Genomic DNA, 14,978 nt, shown 5'->3' on the forward strand with positions numbered 1-14,978 from the left:
CATGCAGTGAGATAAACCACTCGGGTCAGCCAAGCCTGCTGAACTGCGGACTCCATCGGCGGATCATGCTGAATGTGGGGAAAACAACCTCTGAAAAGACATTTGGTTCACGCGCCGCGTACCTGTTTCAAGACTTGGCACTCATGGTCGAAATCCGCTTTATCTTGCGGCTGAATGTAACTTTGCCAGCGGGCAAACAGCTCGGCCGTCGGATAACGATGCAGACGAATACCGGTGCGATAGAGTTTGGGAAAGAGTGGGTCTGACTGGGATCTCACGACCAGACCGCGCAGCTTCTCGCCAGAGGGAATGGCAATCACCAGCTCATCCCCCTCTTTCAACCGTATGGCCCCCAGAATGCCGATGCCGCCGATGGCTATGTCGCGCACCACCACATAGGGCACCGGGTTGAGCAACTCCAGAAACCAGTTGCGACGGCGACATTCCGCCTTGTAACCACCGCCACTGAGGATAAAACGGCGGTGTCTGCGCCAGTCATAACCGGTAGGCAATGCCGGGTCATAGCGCGATTTTGCCTGCCCCACAGGCTCAGATTGCTCACTTGTGCTCATCCGGTTTCCCTCACTGGCATTGGTTAAACAGTGTCAGTCAGCTCTTTTTCAACTATAGCTGTCGCCGTCAGGCCCGGGGCTCGGGGTTGGATAGGGGGACGACAGATATATTACGGAGGCAATGATGGACAGAGATGGCATGGAAGAGCTTGCTGATCCTGATAGGTTAACTTTCCCCTGCAAGGATGAGATGCGAACGACTGTGACTCGGTTCGATCAAGCAATTGGCCAGTGAGTCGCACCGTCGCACCAATGCAATCTGGCTTAGCCGGGCAGATGAAGTGCCAGCCAGACCGCCAGCGGGATCACCAGCACAGAGAGGGCATTGCCGCCGAGCACGATACTGGCCACCTTGTCCGGCTGGCAGTGATACTGCTCGCAGAGCATGTAATTCAACACAGCAGGGGGCAAGGAAACCGACAACATCAACAGCGGGATCCACTCCGTCTTGAGCGGCAACAGCCAGATCGCCAGCAGCAGCGACAATCCCCCCGCCAGCAGATAGAGCAGGTTGCACTTGAGCGCGAGGCCAAGGTGATCAAGCTCCCCCTCCATCAGGCGAATGCCCAGCGCAAAGAGCATCAGGGGCACCGAGATCTGGCCGAGCAGATAGGCCGTTGTCACCACATATTCCGGCAGCGAAATGTGCAGGTTGGCCACCAGCAAACCTGCCAGCGCGGCCCACAGCACAGGGCTGCGCAGCCACAGCCAGCGGGAGGTATTGGCCGAGAGGATAAACATGCCGACCGAAAAGTGCAGCAGATTGGAGAGCACAAAGAGGATCACGATGGCCCCCAGTTGCTGCTCGCCAAACGCCAGCACCATCAAGGGGATACCGAGATTGCCGGTATTTCGGAACATGGCGGGCAAGATCAGGGCTGCCCGCTCAATCCCTTTGAGTTTGAGCAGTGCGAGCAGCAGACCGGGTAACAGAATAACCAGCGCCCCCGCCGCAATCAGCGGCAGATGCTCCGCCAGCGCCAGCGGATACTTGACCAGCGCGGAGAAGACCAGCGCAGGGGTAAACAGCTCGATATTGGCCCGATTGACGTAACCGAGCGCAGCCCCCGGTCGCAATCGCCCGTAGAGTGCACCGAGCCCGACCACACCGAACACCGGAATGACGATATTGAGCAAGGCGCTGAACATGGGCTGCGTCCGTTACAGTTCGCGGGCCGGTTTGCCCATCAGCACCACCGGATCCAGCGTCACTTCCAGTGCGCCGTTACTGACCCAGAGCTGACCATCGGAGATAGTGCAGGTGAGCTGCATGGTGCGCTCGACCATGGCGGTGAGCGGCAGAGTCTGGCTGTCGGAGAGTTCGATGATGCTGAGGTTGTCATGCTGGCTCAGCTTGCCCTGGTTCTGCTTCCACCAGACGCTGGTGCCACGACCGCCGTAGAGATAGAGCACCACCTGACGGGCGCGGTTGCAGGCTTTTTTGAGCCGTTTTTCATCGGGTTGGCCCAGCTCGATCCAGAGCTCTATTTCGTCCGAGTAGTTCTTGCACCAGAGCTCGGGTTCGTCATCGGCGCTCAATCCCTTGGTGAATTCCAGTCGCTCAGCGGCGTGCCAGGCAAAGGCCGCCAGCCGGATCATCATCCGCTCATCGGTTTCGGAGGGGTGGCGTGCCAGCGTGAGGGAGAAGTCCTGATACAGATTGCGATCCATATCAGACAAACTGATCTGGGCCTTGAATACGGTTGCCTTGAGAGCCATAGAAAACCTTGAACACCTGATAAGAGAAGGGTGAGTGGGAAATACGGGCGCCAGTGTAATCAAAATCGGCGGCAGGTTCGACCATCCTGACCAAAGATTTCCCCTTCCCTGCCGGGATAAGTGCTTTAAAAGACACAAAAAACAAATGCCAGTCCGAAGACTGGCATTTGGCGGCATGGAGAAGCGACTCACTTCTCGGCGGACTGTACCCCGAACGCGTTCAGCAGCATGCAACAGGTCACTGCCACCGCCACGAATCCGCTCAGAAAGATAAAGGGCATGGCCCCGTATCCCAGTACTGTCCAGATGGTGTGTTCAAGAAGACTCATTGTTGTGTCCTTCATCCGGTGAAAGGTGTGTTCCTTCTGGCGGATATTGGCTCCGCTCTTGATGCCTCCATTTGACCTCAATCAGCGGTTGGGTCCTATGCCACCAAAGTGATAAATGCAGGGTTCATTTGCGCTGGATCAAGCTTTTTGGCCAAATATCCATGCAGTTCAAACAATTACCACCACCAGTCAAGGATAGACACAAACACGGCAGAATAAAAAAACGCGCCGAATGGCGCGTTTCTTGGACAGCACAGGCAAGGGATCAGTTGTCGCACAGATCGCTTGGCATGTCCTGACGCAGGCGAGTCCACAGCTTGCCGGACTCGATACCGTACTGACGCACCGTCATGAACACGGCTTCGTGGTTCTTGGTCTCCGCCAGATTGAGCAGGGTCTTGTAGTAGGCATCTGCGGTCTCGCGGGCCTGCTTGTCGGAGAAGTAGTAGCTGCCAACCCGGCTGTACAACCCTTTGAAACCGTTCAGGATCAAAGCGTAGATCGGATTGCCGGAAGCAAACGCCAGCTGGTGGTGCAGGCGATAATCGAACTCGGCATAAGCCTGTGCGTTGTTCTCGACCCCATCGGCGCCACGCAGGATCTCGGCGGCCTGTTCCGGATTGTGACGGATCGCCCCGCGGATAAAGATGGTGCAGATGTGGGTACGGGCGGAGAGCAGCTGAGCTATCAGATCAGGTACCTTGTCCTGATCCAGACGAGCCAACGTCTCCAGAATATTGAGGCCGGAGGTTTCCCAGAAATTGTTCACCTTGGTCGGCTTGCCATGCTGTATGGTCAACCAGCCATCACGGGCCAGTCGCTGCAGCACTTCGCGCAAGGTCGTCCGCGTCACCCCGATCAACTCGGATAATTCACGCTCGGCGGGCAGAATAGATCCGGGAGGAAAGCGATTGTTCCAGATGGACTCGATGATGTATTCCTCGGCAAACCCAGCTGGGCTCTGCGCTTTTATAACCATGAATTGACTCTGTTGTAATGCGTAAAAAGGCTGACGAATGATATCAAAGCGATGATGGCTGGCAAGCATAAGGTCAGTCCTCTGCTCACATATGGCAAATATAGTGTTGGGAATATGTATCTAATCGCCACGAGGGAGCCAGCCAACCCCGACAAGGTGGTTATAAAACAGACAGATGGGCAGAGTTCCATCGGCTATCATTTATAATCGTCACGATTTTTGATTAAAATCACGAGGAATCAGACAGATAAAGGCCAACATCCGGAGGCACAGGTCGAATCATCCTTGACTGCATAGAAGCAGATCCTAACAACAAAGTTGAGACCCAATATCATGCCAATAAGCCTAGGGCAGGCATTCGCCAAGAACTTCTTGGGCAATGCACCACAGTGGTATAAAAGCGCCATCTTGCTATTTCTGGTGATCAATCCGATTGCCTTCCACCTTGATCCTTTCATTGCGGGCTGGTTACTAGTCGTTGAGTTTATCTTCACCCTGGCCATGGCCCTCAAGTGCTACCCCCTGCAACCGGGTGGTCTGCTCGCGATCGAAGCCGTGTTGATCGGCATGACCTCCGCCGATCAGGTCAAACACGAGCTGGTCGCCAATATCGAAGTGCTGTTGTTGCTGGTGTTCATGGTGGCAGGCATCTATTTCATGAAGCAGCTGCTGCTCTATGTCTTCACCAAGCTGCTGATCGGCGTACGCTCCAAGATCCTGCTCTCCCTCTCCTTCTGTCTGGTCTCCGCCTTCCTGTCAGCTTTTCTCGATGCCCTGACCGTGATTGCCGTGGTGATCAGCGTCGCCACCGGCTTTTACGCTATCTATCACAAGGTCTCGTCCGGCAAGGAGTTTGGTCACAGCCATGACCATACCGATGATAAGGAAGTCGCCGAGCTCAATCGCCAGGATCTCGATGATTTTCGCGCCTTCCTGCGCAGTCTGATGATGCATGCCGCCATCGGTACCGCGCTGGGTGGTGTCTGCACTCTTGTGGGCGAGCCGCAAAACCTCATCATCGGCGAGCAAGCGAGCTGGAACTTCGCCGAATTTGCCATTCGCATGTCTCCCGTCACCATCCCCGTCTTTATCTGCGGTCTGCTGACCTGCGTGCTGGTGGAGCAGTTCCGCTGGTTTGGCTATGGCGCCCGCCTGCCGGACACGGTGCGTGCCATCATGGAGGAGTACAACCGCTACGAAGAGGCAAAACGCAGCCCGCAAGACAAGGCCAAGCTGATCGTTCAGGCGTTGATTGCGATCTGGCTGATTGTCGGTCTGGCCATGCACCTTGCAGCCGTTGGTCTGATTGGCCTCTCGGTCATCGTGCTAGCCACCTCTCTGACCGGGATCACCGAGGAGCACTCGCTGGGTAAAGCCTTCCAGGAGGCACTCCCCTTCACCGCCCTGCTGGCAGTCTTCTTCAGCGTGGTCGCCGTCATCATCGATCAGCAGCTGTTCAAGCCGGTGATCCAGCTGGTACTGGCAGCCAAACCGGAGAACCAGCTGGCCCTCTTCTATCTGGCCAACGGGGTGCTCTCCATGGTCAGTGACAACGTCTTTGTCGGCACCGTCTACATCAATGAGGTGAAGACGGCCATGCTCAATGGTGCCATCGACCGCGCCCAGTTCGATCTGCTGGCGGTAGCCATCAATACAGGTACCAATCTGCCGTCAGTCGCCACCCCCAATGGTCAGGCCGCCTTCCTGTTTATGCTCACCTCGGCATTGGCGCCGCTGCTGCGTCTCTCCTATGGCCGCATGGTCTGGATGGCGCTGCCCTACACATTGGTGCTGGGGCTGATCGGCTTTTTCTCTGTCGAATTGCTCCTTGGTCCTGCCACCGAGTGGTTCTATCAGCATGGATGGCTGGTGATGGAGAGTGCGCTGCCAGCGGTACAGCCGGCACTGCATTAATCCATTGCGATGGTTTCCGAGGGCCCTTTCAGGGCCCTTTTCTTTTCGGTTCCGCTCTGCTCTAATTCAGCCACTGTTTTTTCTGAGAGATCAATGAGATGATCGAGTTTCTCCGCCGTATCGCCGCCCATCGGCTGGCCTGGGGTCTGTTGGCAGCATCAGCCCTGTTCCTCGAGTTGTGCGCCCTCTTCTTCCAGCATGTGCTGGGCCTCTCCCCGTGCGTGATGTGTGTTTACGAACGGTTGGCGACCCTGGGTGTGCTGGCCGCCGGTCTGCTCGGCATGGTGGCGCCGGATAAGTGGTATGTTCGCTGGAGTGCCATGTTGCTGTGGGGCTACAGTGCCTTCCGCGGCTTCCAGCTGGCCCTCAAGCATGTGGACTATCAGGTCAATCCCTCCCCGTTCAACGTCTGCAGCCCGTTTGCCGACTTCCCGAGCTGGGCTCCGCTCGATCAGTGGCTCCCCTGGCTCTTTATGCCGGAAGGGGATTGTGCCCAGATCACCTGGCAGTTCTTCGGTTACTCCATGCCCCAGTGGCTGGTCGTCATCTTCGCCGCTTACCTGTTGGTCTTCACCGTAGTGGCCATCGGCAATCTGGTGAAAGGGCGTTGCTGCAACTGAGTATCATGCCCGTGTGGAGATAAAAAGGGGGGAGCCATGATGGCTCCCCCCTTTCTCGTTCTGGCTGACCGTATTTCTGGTTACGCCCTGGCTGTACTCATCTTGGCCTTGACCGCGCCGATTACCATGGGCAACAGGGAGATACCGATGATGCCGAAGATCAGCAGGGTAAAGTTGTGACGCACCACCGGCAGATTGCCAAAGAAGTGGCCGGCATAGACGAAGGAGAGTACCCACAGCAGGCCGCCAACCAGGTTGAACGCCAGGAAGCGCGGATAGGTCATGGCCCCCATCCCTGCCACGAACGGCGCAAAGGTACGCACGATAGGCAGGAAGCGGGTGATGATGATGGTCTTGCCGCCATGCTTGGCGTAGAAAGCATGGGTCTTCTCCAGATAGTCGCGGCGGAAGATTTTGGAGTCCGGGTTGCGGAACAGCTGCTCGCCGAAGAAGTGACCAATGGTGTAGTTGACCACGTTGCCCAGCACGGCAGCGATGATCAGCACGGCCGCCAGGGTATGGACGTCCAGCACGCTGCCCACAGTAAGCGCACCGGCGGCAAACAGCAGGGAGTCACCCGGCAGGAACGGCGTCACTACCAGCCCGGTTTCACAGAAGATGATCAGAAACAGGATGGCGTAAACCCAGACGCCATAGTTTTCGAATAGCTCTTTCAAATGCACGTCAACGTGCAGGATAAAGTCGATTGCAAAGAGGATCAGATCCATTTTTTCCATACCCATAAAGTGAACGGCGTGGAGTCTACGCCAATGCCATTCGGGCGACAATCACCGGCCAGCCTCTTTTTCATCCTGCAGAGCCCACCTTCAAATGAAACCGTTTTTCCGCTTCCTTCGAGGGTGGGAGCGCACAGAGTGATGTCGAGCGTGGTGTTGAAAAGGTGAACTAGGAGGCCTGTTCCAGATCGCTGCGCACTGCGGGGGGAAGGCAACGCTCCCAACCCCACAGCAACACCAGCAGCAGGGTCACGTCATCGAACCAACCCAGCAAGGGCACCACGTCAGGGATAAGATCCACCGGACTAATGCCATAGAGCAGGATAAGGATCACCAGTCCCCTCGCCCACCAGGGGGTACCGGGATGGCGAAAACCATGATAGAGACGACGAAGTCGTTGCCAAATCAGCCAGCGTTTGCGGCTCATGACTCAATCAACTCGCTGCGCAACTGCTGGATCTGATCCCGCAGTGCTGCCGCCTGTTCGAACTCCAGATCCCGGGCATGTTGGAACATCTGCTCCTCCATCCGCTTGATCTCTTTGGCAATCTCGCTGGCAGAGCGGACATGGTACTCCCCTTGCGGCTCGGCCGCCTTGCGCATCCCCTTGCCAGGTTTGCCTGCCGTGCGGCTGCCGCCCATGTCCATCACATCACCAATGGACTTATTGAGCCCCTTGGGGGTGATCCCATGCTTGAGGTTATAGGCATGCTGCAAGGCGCGGCGCCGCTCGGTCTCCTCAATGGCGACCTTCATCGAGTTGGTGATGGTATCGCCGTAGAGAATGACCTTGCCGTTGAGGTTACGCGCCGCCCGGCCGATGGTCTGGATCAGCGAGCGGGTCGAGCGCAGGAAGCCCTCTTTATCCGCATCCAGAATCGCCACCAGCGACACCTCCGGCATGTCGAGACCTTCCCTCAGCAGGTTGATGCCGACCAGTACATCGAACTTGCCGAGGCGCAGATCGCGGATGATCTCCACCCGCTCGACCGTGTCGATATCGGAGTGGAGGTAGCGCACCTTGACGTCGTGCTCCGCCAGATACTCGGTCAAGTCTTCCGCCATCCGCTTGGTCAGGGTCGTGACCAGCACCCGCTCTTCGACGGCGACCCGCTTGCGGATCTCGGAGAGCAGATCGTCCACCTGCGTGGTCACCGGACGCACCTCGATCTCCGGATCGAGCAAGCCGGTTGGGCGCACCACCTGCTGCACCACATCGCCGCCGGACTTCTCCAGCTCGTAGGGGCCGGGAGTCGCCGAAACAAACACAGTCTGCGGCATCAGCGCTTCAAATTCGTCGAACTTGAGCGGCCGGTTGTCGAGCGCCGAGGGGAGCCGGAAGCCGTACTCCACCAGGGTCTCCTTGCGGGAGCGGTCCCCTTTGAACATGGCACCGATCTGCGGCACGGTCACGTGAGACTCGTCTATGATGAGCAGGCCATCCCCCGGCAGGTAGTCAAACAGGGTGGGCGGCGGCTCCCCCGGCGCACGACCGGAAAGGTAGCGGCTGTAGTTCTCGATGCCGGAGCAGTAACCCAGCTCCTGCATCATCTCCATGTCGAACTGGGTACGCTGGCTGATGCGCTGCTCTTCAACCAGCTTGTTGAGGGACAACAGCTGCTCGCGGCGGTTGCGCAGCTCCTCCTTGATATGCTCGATAGCCCCCAGAATGGTCTCGCGCGGGGTGGCGTAGTGGGTCTTGGGGTAGATGGTGTAGCGCACTACCGTCTGCTCGATGGCGCCGGTCAGCGGGTCGAACAGGGAAAGGCGCTCCACCTCCTCATCAAACAGCTCTACCCGCAGGGCCAGCTTGTCCGATTCGGCAGGGTAGATGTCGAGCACTTCACCGCGCACCCGGAAGGTACCGCGTTGAAACGCCATGTCGTTGCGGGTGTACTGCAGCTCGGCGAGGCGACGCAGGATATCCCGCTGGTTGATCACATCCCCCACTTTCAAGTGCAACATCATGCTCAGATAAGCTTGGGGATCCCCCAGACCATAGATGGCCGACACCGAAGCAACGATCACCACGTCGCGCCGCTCCAGCAACGCCTTGGTGGCCGACAATCGCATCTGCTCGATGTGATCGTTGATGGAGGCATCCTTCTCTATAAAGGTGTCGGTGGTCGGCACATAGGCTTCGGGCTGGTAATAGTCGTAGTAGGAGACGAAATACTCCACCGCGTTGTCGGGGAAGAACTCCTTCATTTCACCATAGAGCTGGGCGGCCAGGGTCTTGTTGGGAGCCAGGATCATGGTCGGGCGGTTCAGGGTGGCGATGACGTTGGCCATGGTGAAGGTCTTGCCCGAACCGGTCACCCCGAGCAGGGTCTGATGGGCCAGCCCCGACTCGATGCCATCCAGCAGTTGGGCAATCGCCATGGGCTGATCCCCGGCGGGTTGAAACTGGCTGGCTAACTTGAACAATTTGCTCATGAACACTCCCGACACAAAACAGCAGAGGAGCAGTGTAACCGAGGGTTTGGCAACGGTACACCCGTGCCATCATCCCGCGAATGGCTTGACCACCCAGGACACCTTCTGTATGATGCTCCTCCTTGCCTGATGTTCCCCCGTAGTTCAGTCGGTAGAACGGCGGACTGTTAATCCGTATGTCACTGGTTCAAGTCCAGTCGGGGGAGCCAATTTCTCACCATCTCGGTGCAAGTTATCCACTTTAGTGCCCTCTCCTGCCAATTTTAATGCACAAGATCCTTCTTGCTGCTGACGCTCCATTTTGTTACCCGTTCCGGCACGACAGAGTATTCTCCTGTCGCATCTAACTATCTGATTTTTATACAAACATTTTTCTTCCGGTATTTTTTGAACAGCCCTTGCATCCCAGTGCTGGCGCGGCTTTCAGGGCGATAAACAAGTTTCATAAACAGGGTTATCCACAGATTCTGTGGGTAAGTGCAGCAAGCCCCGTCAGGACGCAGGATTGCCCTTGATGGCCCCCGGCAAAGAGTCATTTTGCTGGCCAACCTGATTTTATGCTGTTTTTTTGCTCCCTCCGAAACCACCTGGTGACAGGCTCTATTGGCACTTTTCAGAAGCATCTTTTTGCCAACCCATGCCCCGTGGGCGAACGGGCAAATATCAAGCTGATTTGCCCCTCTATCCACCATGGCGGCCATCGGTTGAATCTGCTGAAACTGATCCCCGCCAAGCAGCTGAACAGCAGAATCTAAAATATCGGCCTGCGCCAGAGCACTTCGGTCGCGGGCAGCAGATTTCACTAATTGACAACGACGGTTACAGCAAAAATTGCCAGATTTCATCCGCTTGTCTCCCTATCACGCCGCCGGTTCCACAAATAGCGTCCGATAACGTCCGATTAATCGCTTCCCTGCGCTTCTTTATTGGGGATAGATCCGGCACAATATCGACCCCACTTTTTTCCTCGGTTTTTCCGGGCATGACCATAGATTTCGTGACACTGCTACATCAAAGCGACTCCCTGCTGCTGTTCGTGGTATTGGCCTTCGGCCTGCTGCTTGGCAAGGTGCGAATTGGCAACTTTCAGATTGGCAACACCATAGGTGTGCTGTTTACCGCCCTGCTGTTTGGCCAGATGGGCTTCGAATTTGCGGCCACCACTGAAAACGTCGGCTTTATGCTGTTCATCTTCTGTGTGGGGATCGAGGCAGGCCCTCACTTCTTCAGCGTCTTCCTGCGCGACGGCATCCACTACATCACCCTGACCCTGGTGATCTTGCTGACCGCCCTGCTGCTGACGGTGGGGCTGGCCAAGTTCTTCAATCTGGGGCCGGGCATGGCGGCGGGGATCCTGGCGGGTTCCCTCACCTCGACCCCGGCGCTGGTGGGTGCCCAGGATGCCTTGCGTAGCGGTCTGCTCAACCTGCCTCATCAAACCGATATGCAGGCGGTGCTGGACAATATGGGCATCGGCTACGCCCTGACCTATCTGGTGGGTCTGGTTGGCCTGATGCTGGTGGTGCGCTATCTCCCGTCGCTGGCACGACTCGATCTCAATACCGAGGCGCAAAAAATCGCCCGCGAGCGGGGTCTCTCCGACAGCGAGAGTCGCAAGACCTATCTGCCCATCATCCGCGCCTATCGGGTGGGCCCCGAACTGGCAGCCTGGATCGGTGGCCGTACCCTGCGCGAGACCGGCATCTATCCCCATACCGGCTGCTATGTAGAGCGAATCCGCCGCAACGGCATTCTGGCCAGTCCCGATGGCGATGCCGTCATTCAGGAAGGGGATGAGATCGCCCTGGTGGGCTATCCCGAGAGCCACGAGAAGCTGGACGTCAACTATCGCAACGGTAAAGAGGTGTTCGACCGCAACTTGCTTGACCTACAGATCGTTACCGAAGAGATAGTGGTAAAGAATGACTCCGTGGTAGGCCGCCATCTGGTGGAGCTCAACCTCACCGAGAAAGGGTGCTTCCTCAACCGGGTAGTGCGCTCCCAGATCGAGATGCCGTTCGATCGCAACATCATGCTGCAAAAGGGCGACGTGTTGCAGATCAGCGGCGAGAAGCAGCGGGTCAAACTGCTGGCCAACAAGATCGGCTTTATCAGCATCCACAGCCAGACCACGGATCTGGTGGCCTTCACCACCTTCTTCGTACTCGGCCTGCTGATCGGCTCCGTTTCGCTGGTGTTCGGTCAGATCGAATTCGGTCTCGGCAACGCCGTCGGCCTGCTGCTGGCAGGCATTCTGATGGGTTACCTGCGGGCCAACCACCCGACGGTCGGCTATGTGCCGCCCGGCGCGCTCAGATTGGCCAAGGATCTTGGTCTGGCGGTCTTTATGGTGAGCACGGGCCTGAAAGCCGGTGGCGGCATCCTCGACCACCTCAGCGAGGTGGGTACGGTAGTGCTCTTCTCCGGCATGCTGGTGACCACCTTGCCAGTGCTGGTCGGCTATCTGTTCGGGGTCTGGGTGCTCAAGATGAACCCGGCACTGCTGCTCGGTGCCATCACAGGTGCCCGTACCTGTGCCCCGGCGATGGATGTGGTCAACGAGGCAGCCAACAGCTCCATTCCGGCGCTCGGTTATGCCGGTACCTATGCGGTGGCCAACGTGATGCTGACCCTGGCGGGCTCCTTTATCATCGGCTTCTGGTTCTAGCCAGCAGCCATCACATTACCGCTAACAAAGAAGGGAGCCTCAGGCTCCTAATGCCGATCAGTTAAGGATCCATTGACCGATCCTTCTGCTGTGTGAAAATCCGAAACCTGTTGATTGGTTTCGGATTTTTTATGCGTATCGACCAGGCTCTCGACTTCCTCCACGCCAGCAATGCCGCTCAGTTTGAGTCACTCTCCGACCTCATTCCTCCCGAGCTCATCACGACGCTGCTCGCCTAAGAGGATGTCGTGACCCTGCGTCGCCGCCGTATGCCCATGGAGCGTCTGGTCTGGGCCATCATCGGTATGGCTATCTTCCGCCATGTTCCCATGACTCAGCTGGTCAATCAGCTCGATATCCTGTTGCCCGGCGACCGTCCTTTCGTTGCCCCCAGCGCCTTCCTGCAAGCTCGCCAAAAACTGGGGGACAAGAGCATCGAGCGGCTGTTTCACGAGACCGCCTCGCGTTGGTACCAGCAGGCCAACCACCCCGGTTGGGCCGGGCTGCAACTGCTCGCCGTCGATGGCGTGATGTGGCGCACACCCGATACTTCGGACAATGCAGCCGCCTTTGCCAAGCCCGGTACTCAGCATGGTGAGACCGCCTATCCGCAGGTGCGCATGCTCTGTCAGATGGAGCTGACCAGCCACCTGCTCACGCAAGCCGTCATGGAGAGCTGCACCGTCAACGAGATGGTACTGGCCGAGCAACTCATCGCGCTCACACCGGACCACTCGCTCACCCTGTTCGACAAGGGGTTTTACTCCCTCGGTCTGCTCCATGCATGGCAGAGTGCGGGCGTAGAGCGGCACTGGTTGCTGCCGCTCAAAAAGGCCACCCAATACGAGATGGTGCGCAAACTGGGGCGCCAGGATGCACTGGTCTTGCTGAAAACCAGCCCACAGGCGAGGAAGAAGTGGCCGCAACTGCCAGAGACACTAGAAGCCCGCTTGCTGACCCGCACCCTCAACGGCAAAGAGCGGCAGGTACTGACCTCGATGGTCGACCCGATGCGTTTCCCGGGCGCCGACATCGTCGAGCTCTACAGCCAGCGCTGGGAAATCGAGTTGTGCTATCGGGAGATGAGGCACAGCCTGCAACAACACCGGCTGACCCTGCGCAGCAAGAAGGCGGCGGGGATACGGCAAGAGCTGTGGGGCGTGCTGCTGGCGTATAACCTGCTGCGCAGCCAGATGGTAAAGATGGCGGCGAGCCTGAAGGGATACACGGCGAGCCAGCTGAGTTTTCACATGGCATCGGTGTACCTCATCCATGAACTGAGCTGCATGCCGTACCTGTCACCGGGGAGTATCCCGAAGCGGGTGGCAGAGCTGGATAAGCAGGCGGGGCAGTTTGTATTACCGGAGCGAAGGGAGCGGAGTTATCCCCGCAGTGTGAAGGCAAGACCACAAAAGTATGCGGTGAAAAAAGCCAATAAAAACAATGCCAGTCAGGCTTAACTGACTGGCATTAGCCTCAGACTCCCTTCTTGCTATCTACTCCACTAGAGAGATGTAGATCCGGCTCATTGGTGTGGCGTCACCTCCCCCCCCACCATCTGCACTGAAATCTGCCCCCACCCCTATTCCACAATGGTCGATCTCTGCTCTGCTCTGCTCTGCTCTGCTCTGCTCTGCTCTGCTCTGCTCTGCTCTGCTCTGCTCTGCTCTGCAATGAGTGATGGCAAATCCCGAAGACAAAAAAAGCGCCCTGAGGCGCTTTTTTCATATCAACCGGATGATCAAGCTTTGAACTTGCTGAACACCAGTGAGGCGTTGGTACCGCCAAAGCCGAAGCTGTTGGACATGACGGTGTTGAGTTCGGCCGCTTCGTACTCACGCACGATGGGCAGACCTTCAGCCTTCTCGTCCAAGGTCTCGATGTTGATGCTGGGGGCGATAAAGCCGTGTTCCATCATCAGCAGGGAGTAGACAGCCTCGTGCACGCCCGCAGCGCCCAGCGCATGGCCGGTCATCGCCTTGGTGGCAGAGATCTTGGGACCGTTGGCGCCAAACAGAGTCTGGATAGCTTCCAGCTCTTTGGTATCACCCACCGGAGTGGAGGTGCCGTGGGTGTTGATGTAATCAACCTTGCCAACACCCTGCATCGCCATCTTCATGCAACGCACCGCACCTTCACCGCTCGGCGCGACCATGTCGTAGCCATCGGAGGTAGCACCGTAACCGGTCAGCTCGGCATAGATGTGAGCGCCACGCGCCAGCGCATGTTCCAGCTCTTCGATCACCAGAATGCCGCCGCCACCGGAGATAACGAAACCGTCGCGGTTCGCATCATAGGTACGGGACGCTTTTTCCGGCGTGTCGTTGTATTTGGTGGAGAGGGCACCCATGGCGTCAAACTGGATGGTAGAGGACCAGTCCAGCTCTTCACCGCCACCGGCGAAGACCACATCCTGTTTGCCAAGCTGGATCAGCTCAAGTGCGTGACCGATGCAGTGCGCAGAGGTGGCGCAGGCGGAGCTGATGGAGTAGTTGACACCCTTGATCTGGAACGGGGTCGCCAGGCAAGCAGAGGTGGTGGAAGACATGGTGCGCGGCACCATGTAAGGACCCACACGCTTGACCCCTTTTTCGCGGGCGATGTCCACAGATTCCGAGGTGTTCTTGCCGGAGGCACCACCTGAACCGACCACCAGGCCGGTACGCTCGTTGGAGACCTGATCTTCCGCCAGACCGGCATCTGCAATGGCCTGCTGCATGGAGAGGTAGGCGTAGGCCGCAGCGTCGCCCATGAAACGCATGACTTTACGGTCGATCAGTTCAGACGGATCGAGTTTGATGTTACCCCAGACACGGCTGCGCAGGTTGTGCTGCTCGAACTGCTCGGAATAGGTGATGCCGGATTTACCTGCTTTCAGGGAGGCCAGCACTTCTTCCTTGTTGTTGCCGATACTGGAGATGACGCCGATACCGGTGATCACTGCTCTTCTCATTAATTCATCTCGTCTGGAAAAACTGGCGCCAAGTCTACCCGCTTTCGGCTG

At 57.5% G+C, this 14,978-nt stretch carries 13 protein-coding genes, 1 tRNA gene and 1 pseudogene; 5 read left to right on the top strand and 10 right to left on the bottom strand.

Annotated features, from left to right (window positions below):
• Positions 1–107: 107 nt before the first annotated feature.
• The 5 genes from ACTG2S_RS12615 to fadR form a co-directional block, all read right to left on the bottom strand.
• Positions 108–572, bottom strand: coding sequence for a hypothetical protein (locus ACTG2S_RS12615; RefSeq protein ID WP_270657017.1), 465 nt, complete (start codon positions 570–572; stop codon positions 108–110).
• A gap of 264 nt (positions 573–836) precedes the next feature.
• Complete coding sequence (locus ACTG2S_RS12620) at positions 837–1,721, bottom strand: AEC family transporter (protein WP_270657018.1); 885 nt, start codon at positions 1,719–1,721, stop codon at positions 837–839.
• 12 nt (positions 1,722–1,733) lie between these two features.
• Entirely contained in the window at positions 1,734–2,291 is a 558-nt protein-coding gene (locus ACTG2S_RS12625; RefSeq protein ID WP_005336887.1) for a YaeQ family protein, read from the bottom strand.
• Between the two features lie 188 nt (positions 2,292–2,479).
• Positions 2,480–2,620, bottom strand: coding sequence for a TIGR02808 family protein (locus tag ACTG2S_RS12630; RefSeq protein WP_005345965.1), 141 nt, complete (start codon positions 2,618–2,620; stop codon positions 2,480–2,482).
• Positions 2,621–2,885: 265 nt separating this feature from the next.
• On the bottom strand, positions 2,886–3,599 hold the full coding sequence (gene fadR, locus ACTG2S_RS12635; protein WP_026034983.1) for a fatty acid metabolism transcriptional regulator FadR: 714 nt from the start codon (positions 3,597–3,599) through the stop codon (positions 2,886–2,888).
• Between the two features lie 333 nt (positions 3,600–3,932).
• Between fadR and nhaB the strand changes: the two genes are divergently transcribed.
• On the top strand, positions 3,933–5,513 hold the full coding sequence (gene nhaB / locus ACTG2S_RS12640; protein WP_227096456.1) for a Na(+)/H(+) antiporter NhaB: 1,581 nt from the start codon (positions 3,933–3,935) through the stop codon (positions 5,511–5,513).
• Positions 5,514–5,611: 98 nt separating this feature from the next.
• A complete protein-coding gene (gene dsbB, locus ACTG2S_RS12645) occupies positions 5,612–6,133 on the top strand; it encodes a disulfide bond formation protein DsbB (protein WP_005336895.1) in 522 nt (173 codons plus the stop codon).
• 80 nt (positions 6,134–6,213) lie between these two features.
• Here dsbB and ACTG2S_RS12650 read toward each other — a convergent pair whose 3' ends face one another.
• The 3 genes from ACTG2S_RS12650 to uvrB all read right to left on the bottom strand — a co-directional run bounded on the left by ACTG2S_RS12650 (position 6,214) and on the right by uvrB (position 9,306).
• Positions 6,214–6,861 (bottom strand): DedA family protein, encoded by a 648-nt coding sequence (locus ACTG2S_RS12650; protein ID WP_040069761.1) that lies wholly within the window; start codon positions 6,859–6,861, stop codon positions 6,214–6,216.
• A gap of 178 nt (positions 6,862–7,039) precedes the next feature.
• Positions 7,040–7,297, bottom strand: coding sequence for a YkvA family protein (locus ACTG2S_RS12655; protein WP_013723683.1), 258 nt, complete (start codon positions 7,295–7,297; stop codon positions 7,040–7,042).
• The gene (uvrB, locus tag ACTG2S_RS12660) at positions 7,294–9,306 is read right to left on the bottom strand and encodes an excinuclease ABC subunit UvrB (RefSeq protein WP_274160445.1); all 2,013 of its coding nucleotides are present in this window, start codon (positions 9,304–9,306) and stop codon (positions 7,294–7,296) included. The genes ACTG2S_RS12655 and uvrB overlap by 4 nt, the downstream gene beginning before the upstream one ends.
• Before the next feature lie 133 nt (positions 9,307–9,439).
• Here uvrB and ACTG2S_RS12665 point away from each other — a divergent pair.
• Positions 9,440–9,515 (top strand) — tRNA-Asn (locus tag ACTG2S_RS12665).
• Between the two features lie 138 nt (positions 9,516–9,653).
• On the opposite strand, the gene ACTG2S_RS12670 is transcribed toward ACTG2S_RS12665, so the two are convergent.
• Entirely contained in the window at positions 9,654–10,151 is a 498-nt protein-coding gene (locus tag ACTG2S_RS12670; RefSeq protein WP_274160446.1) for a hypothetical protein, read from the bottom strand.
• A 137-nt stretch (positions 10,152–10,288) separates the two neighbouring features.
• Between ACTG2S_RS12670 and ACTG2S_RS12675 the strand changes: the two genes are divergently transcribed.
• Together ACTG2S_RS12675 and ACTG2S_RS12680 are read left to right on the top strand one after the other, a co-directional pair.
• Positions 10,289–11,974 carry an aspartate:alanine antiporter gene (locus ACTG2S_RS12675; protein WP_005336899.1) on the top strand — a complete coding sequence of 562 codons (1,686 nt, stop codon included), beginning with the start codon at positions 10,289–10,291 and terminating at the stop codon, positions 11,972–11,974.
• A 131-nt stretch (positions 11,975–12,105) separates the two neighbouring features.
• A pseudogene (locus ACTG2S_RS12680) lies at positions 12,106–13,434 on the top strand (IS4 family transposase).
• 281 nt (positions 13,435–13,715) lie between these two features.
• Here ACTG2S_RS12680 and fabB read toward each other — a convergent pair.
• Complete coding sequence (gene fabB, locus ACTG2S_RS12685; RefSeq protein ID WP_040068049.1) at positions 13,716–14,927, bottom strand: beta-ketoacyl-ACP synthase I; 1,212 nt, start codon at positions 14,925–14,927, stop codon at positions 13,716–13,718.
• Positions 14,928–14,978: the final 51 nt, after the last annotated feature.

The organism is Aeromonas sp. 82P (assembly GCF_051919365.1).
Classification (GTDB): Bacteria; Pseudomonadota; Gammaproteobacteria; order Enterobacterales; family Aeromonadaceae; genus Aeromonas; species Aeromonas veronii.

Excerpts from the sequence above, each read along its gene's own strand:
- ACTG2S_RS12670 (WP_274160446.1), bottom strand. The coding sequence starts at position 10,151 with ATGAAATCTGGCAATTTTTGCTGTAACCGTCGTTGTCAATTAGTGAAA.
- dsbB (WP_005336895.1), top strand. The coding sequence starts at position 5,612 with ATGATCGAGTTTCTCCGCCGTATCGCCGCCCATCGGCTGGCCTGGGGT.
- fabB (WP_040068049.1), bottom strand. The coding sequence starts at position 14,927 with ATGAGAAGAGCAGTGATCACCGGTATCGGCGTCATCTCCAGTATCGGC.
- ACTG2S_RS12620 (WP_270657018.1), bottom strand. The coding sequence starts at position 1,721 with ATGTTCAGCGCCTTGCTCAATATCGTCATTCCGGTGTTCGGTGTGGTC.
- ACTG2S_RS12655 (WP_013723683.1), bottom strand. The coding sequence starts at position 7,297 with ATGAGCCGCAAACGCTGGCTGATTTGGCAACGACTTCGTCGTCTCTAT.
- ACTG2S_RS12650 (WP_040069761.1), bottom strand. The coding sequence starts at position 6,861 with ATGGATCTGATCCTCTTTGCAATCGACTTTATCCTGCACGTTGACGTG.
- ACTG2S_RS12625 (WP_005336887.1), bottom strand. The coding sequence starts at position 2,291 with ATGGCTCTCAAGGCAACCGTATTCAAGGCCCAGATCAGTTTGTCTGAT.
- fadR (WP_026034983.1), bottom strand. The coding sequence starts at position 3,599 with ATGGTTATAAAAGCGCAGAGCCCAGCTGGGTTTGCCGAGGAATACATC.
- ACTG2S_RS12675 (WP_005336899.1), top strand. The coding sequence starts at position 10,289 with ATGACCATAGATTTCGTGACACTGCTACATCAAAGCGACTCCCTGCTG.
- nhaB (WP_227096456.1), top strand. The coding sequence starts at position 3,933 with ATGCCAATAAGCCTAGGGCAGGCATTCGCCAAGAACTTCTTGGGCAAT.
- ACTG2S_RS12615 (WP_270657017.1), bottom strand. The coding sequence starts at position 572 with ATGAGCACAAGTGAGCAATCTGAGCCTGTGGGGCAGGCAAAATCGCGC.
- uvrB (WP_274160445.1), bottom strand. The coding sequence starts at position 9,306 with ATGAGCAAATTGTTCAAGTTAGCCAGCCAGTTTCAACCCGCCGGGGAT.
- ACTG2S_RS12630 (WP_005345965.1), bottom strand. The coding sequence starts at position 2,620 with ATGAGTCTTCTTGAACACACCATCTGGACAGTACTGGGATACGGGGCC.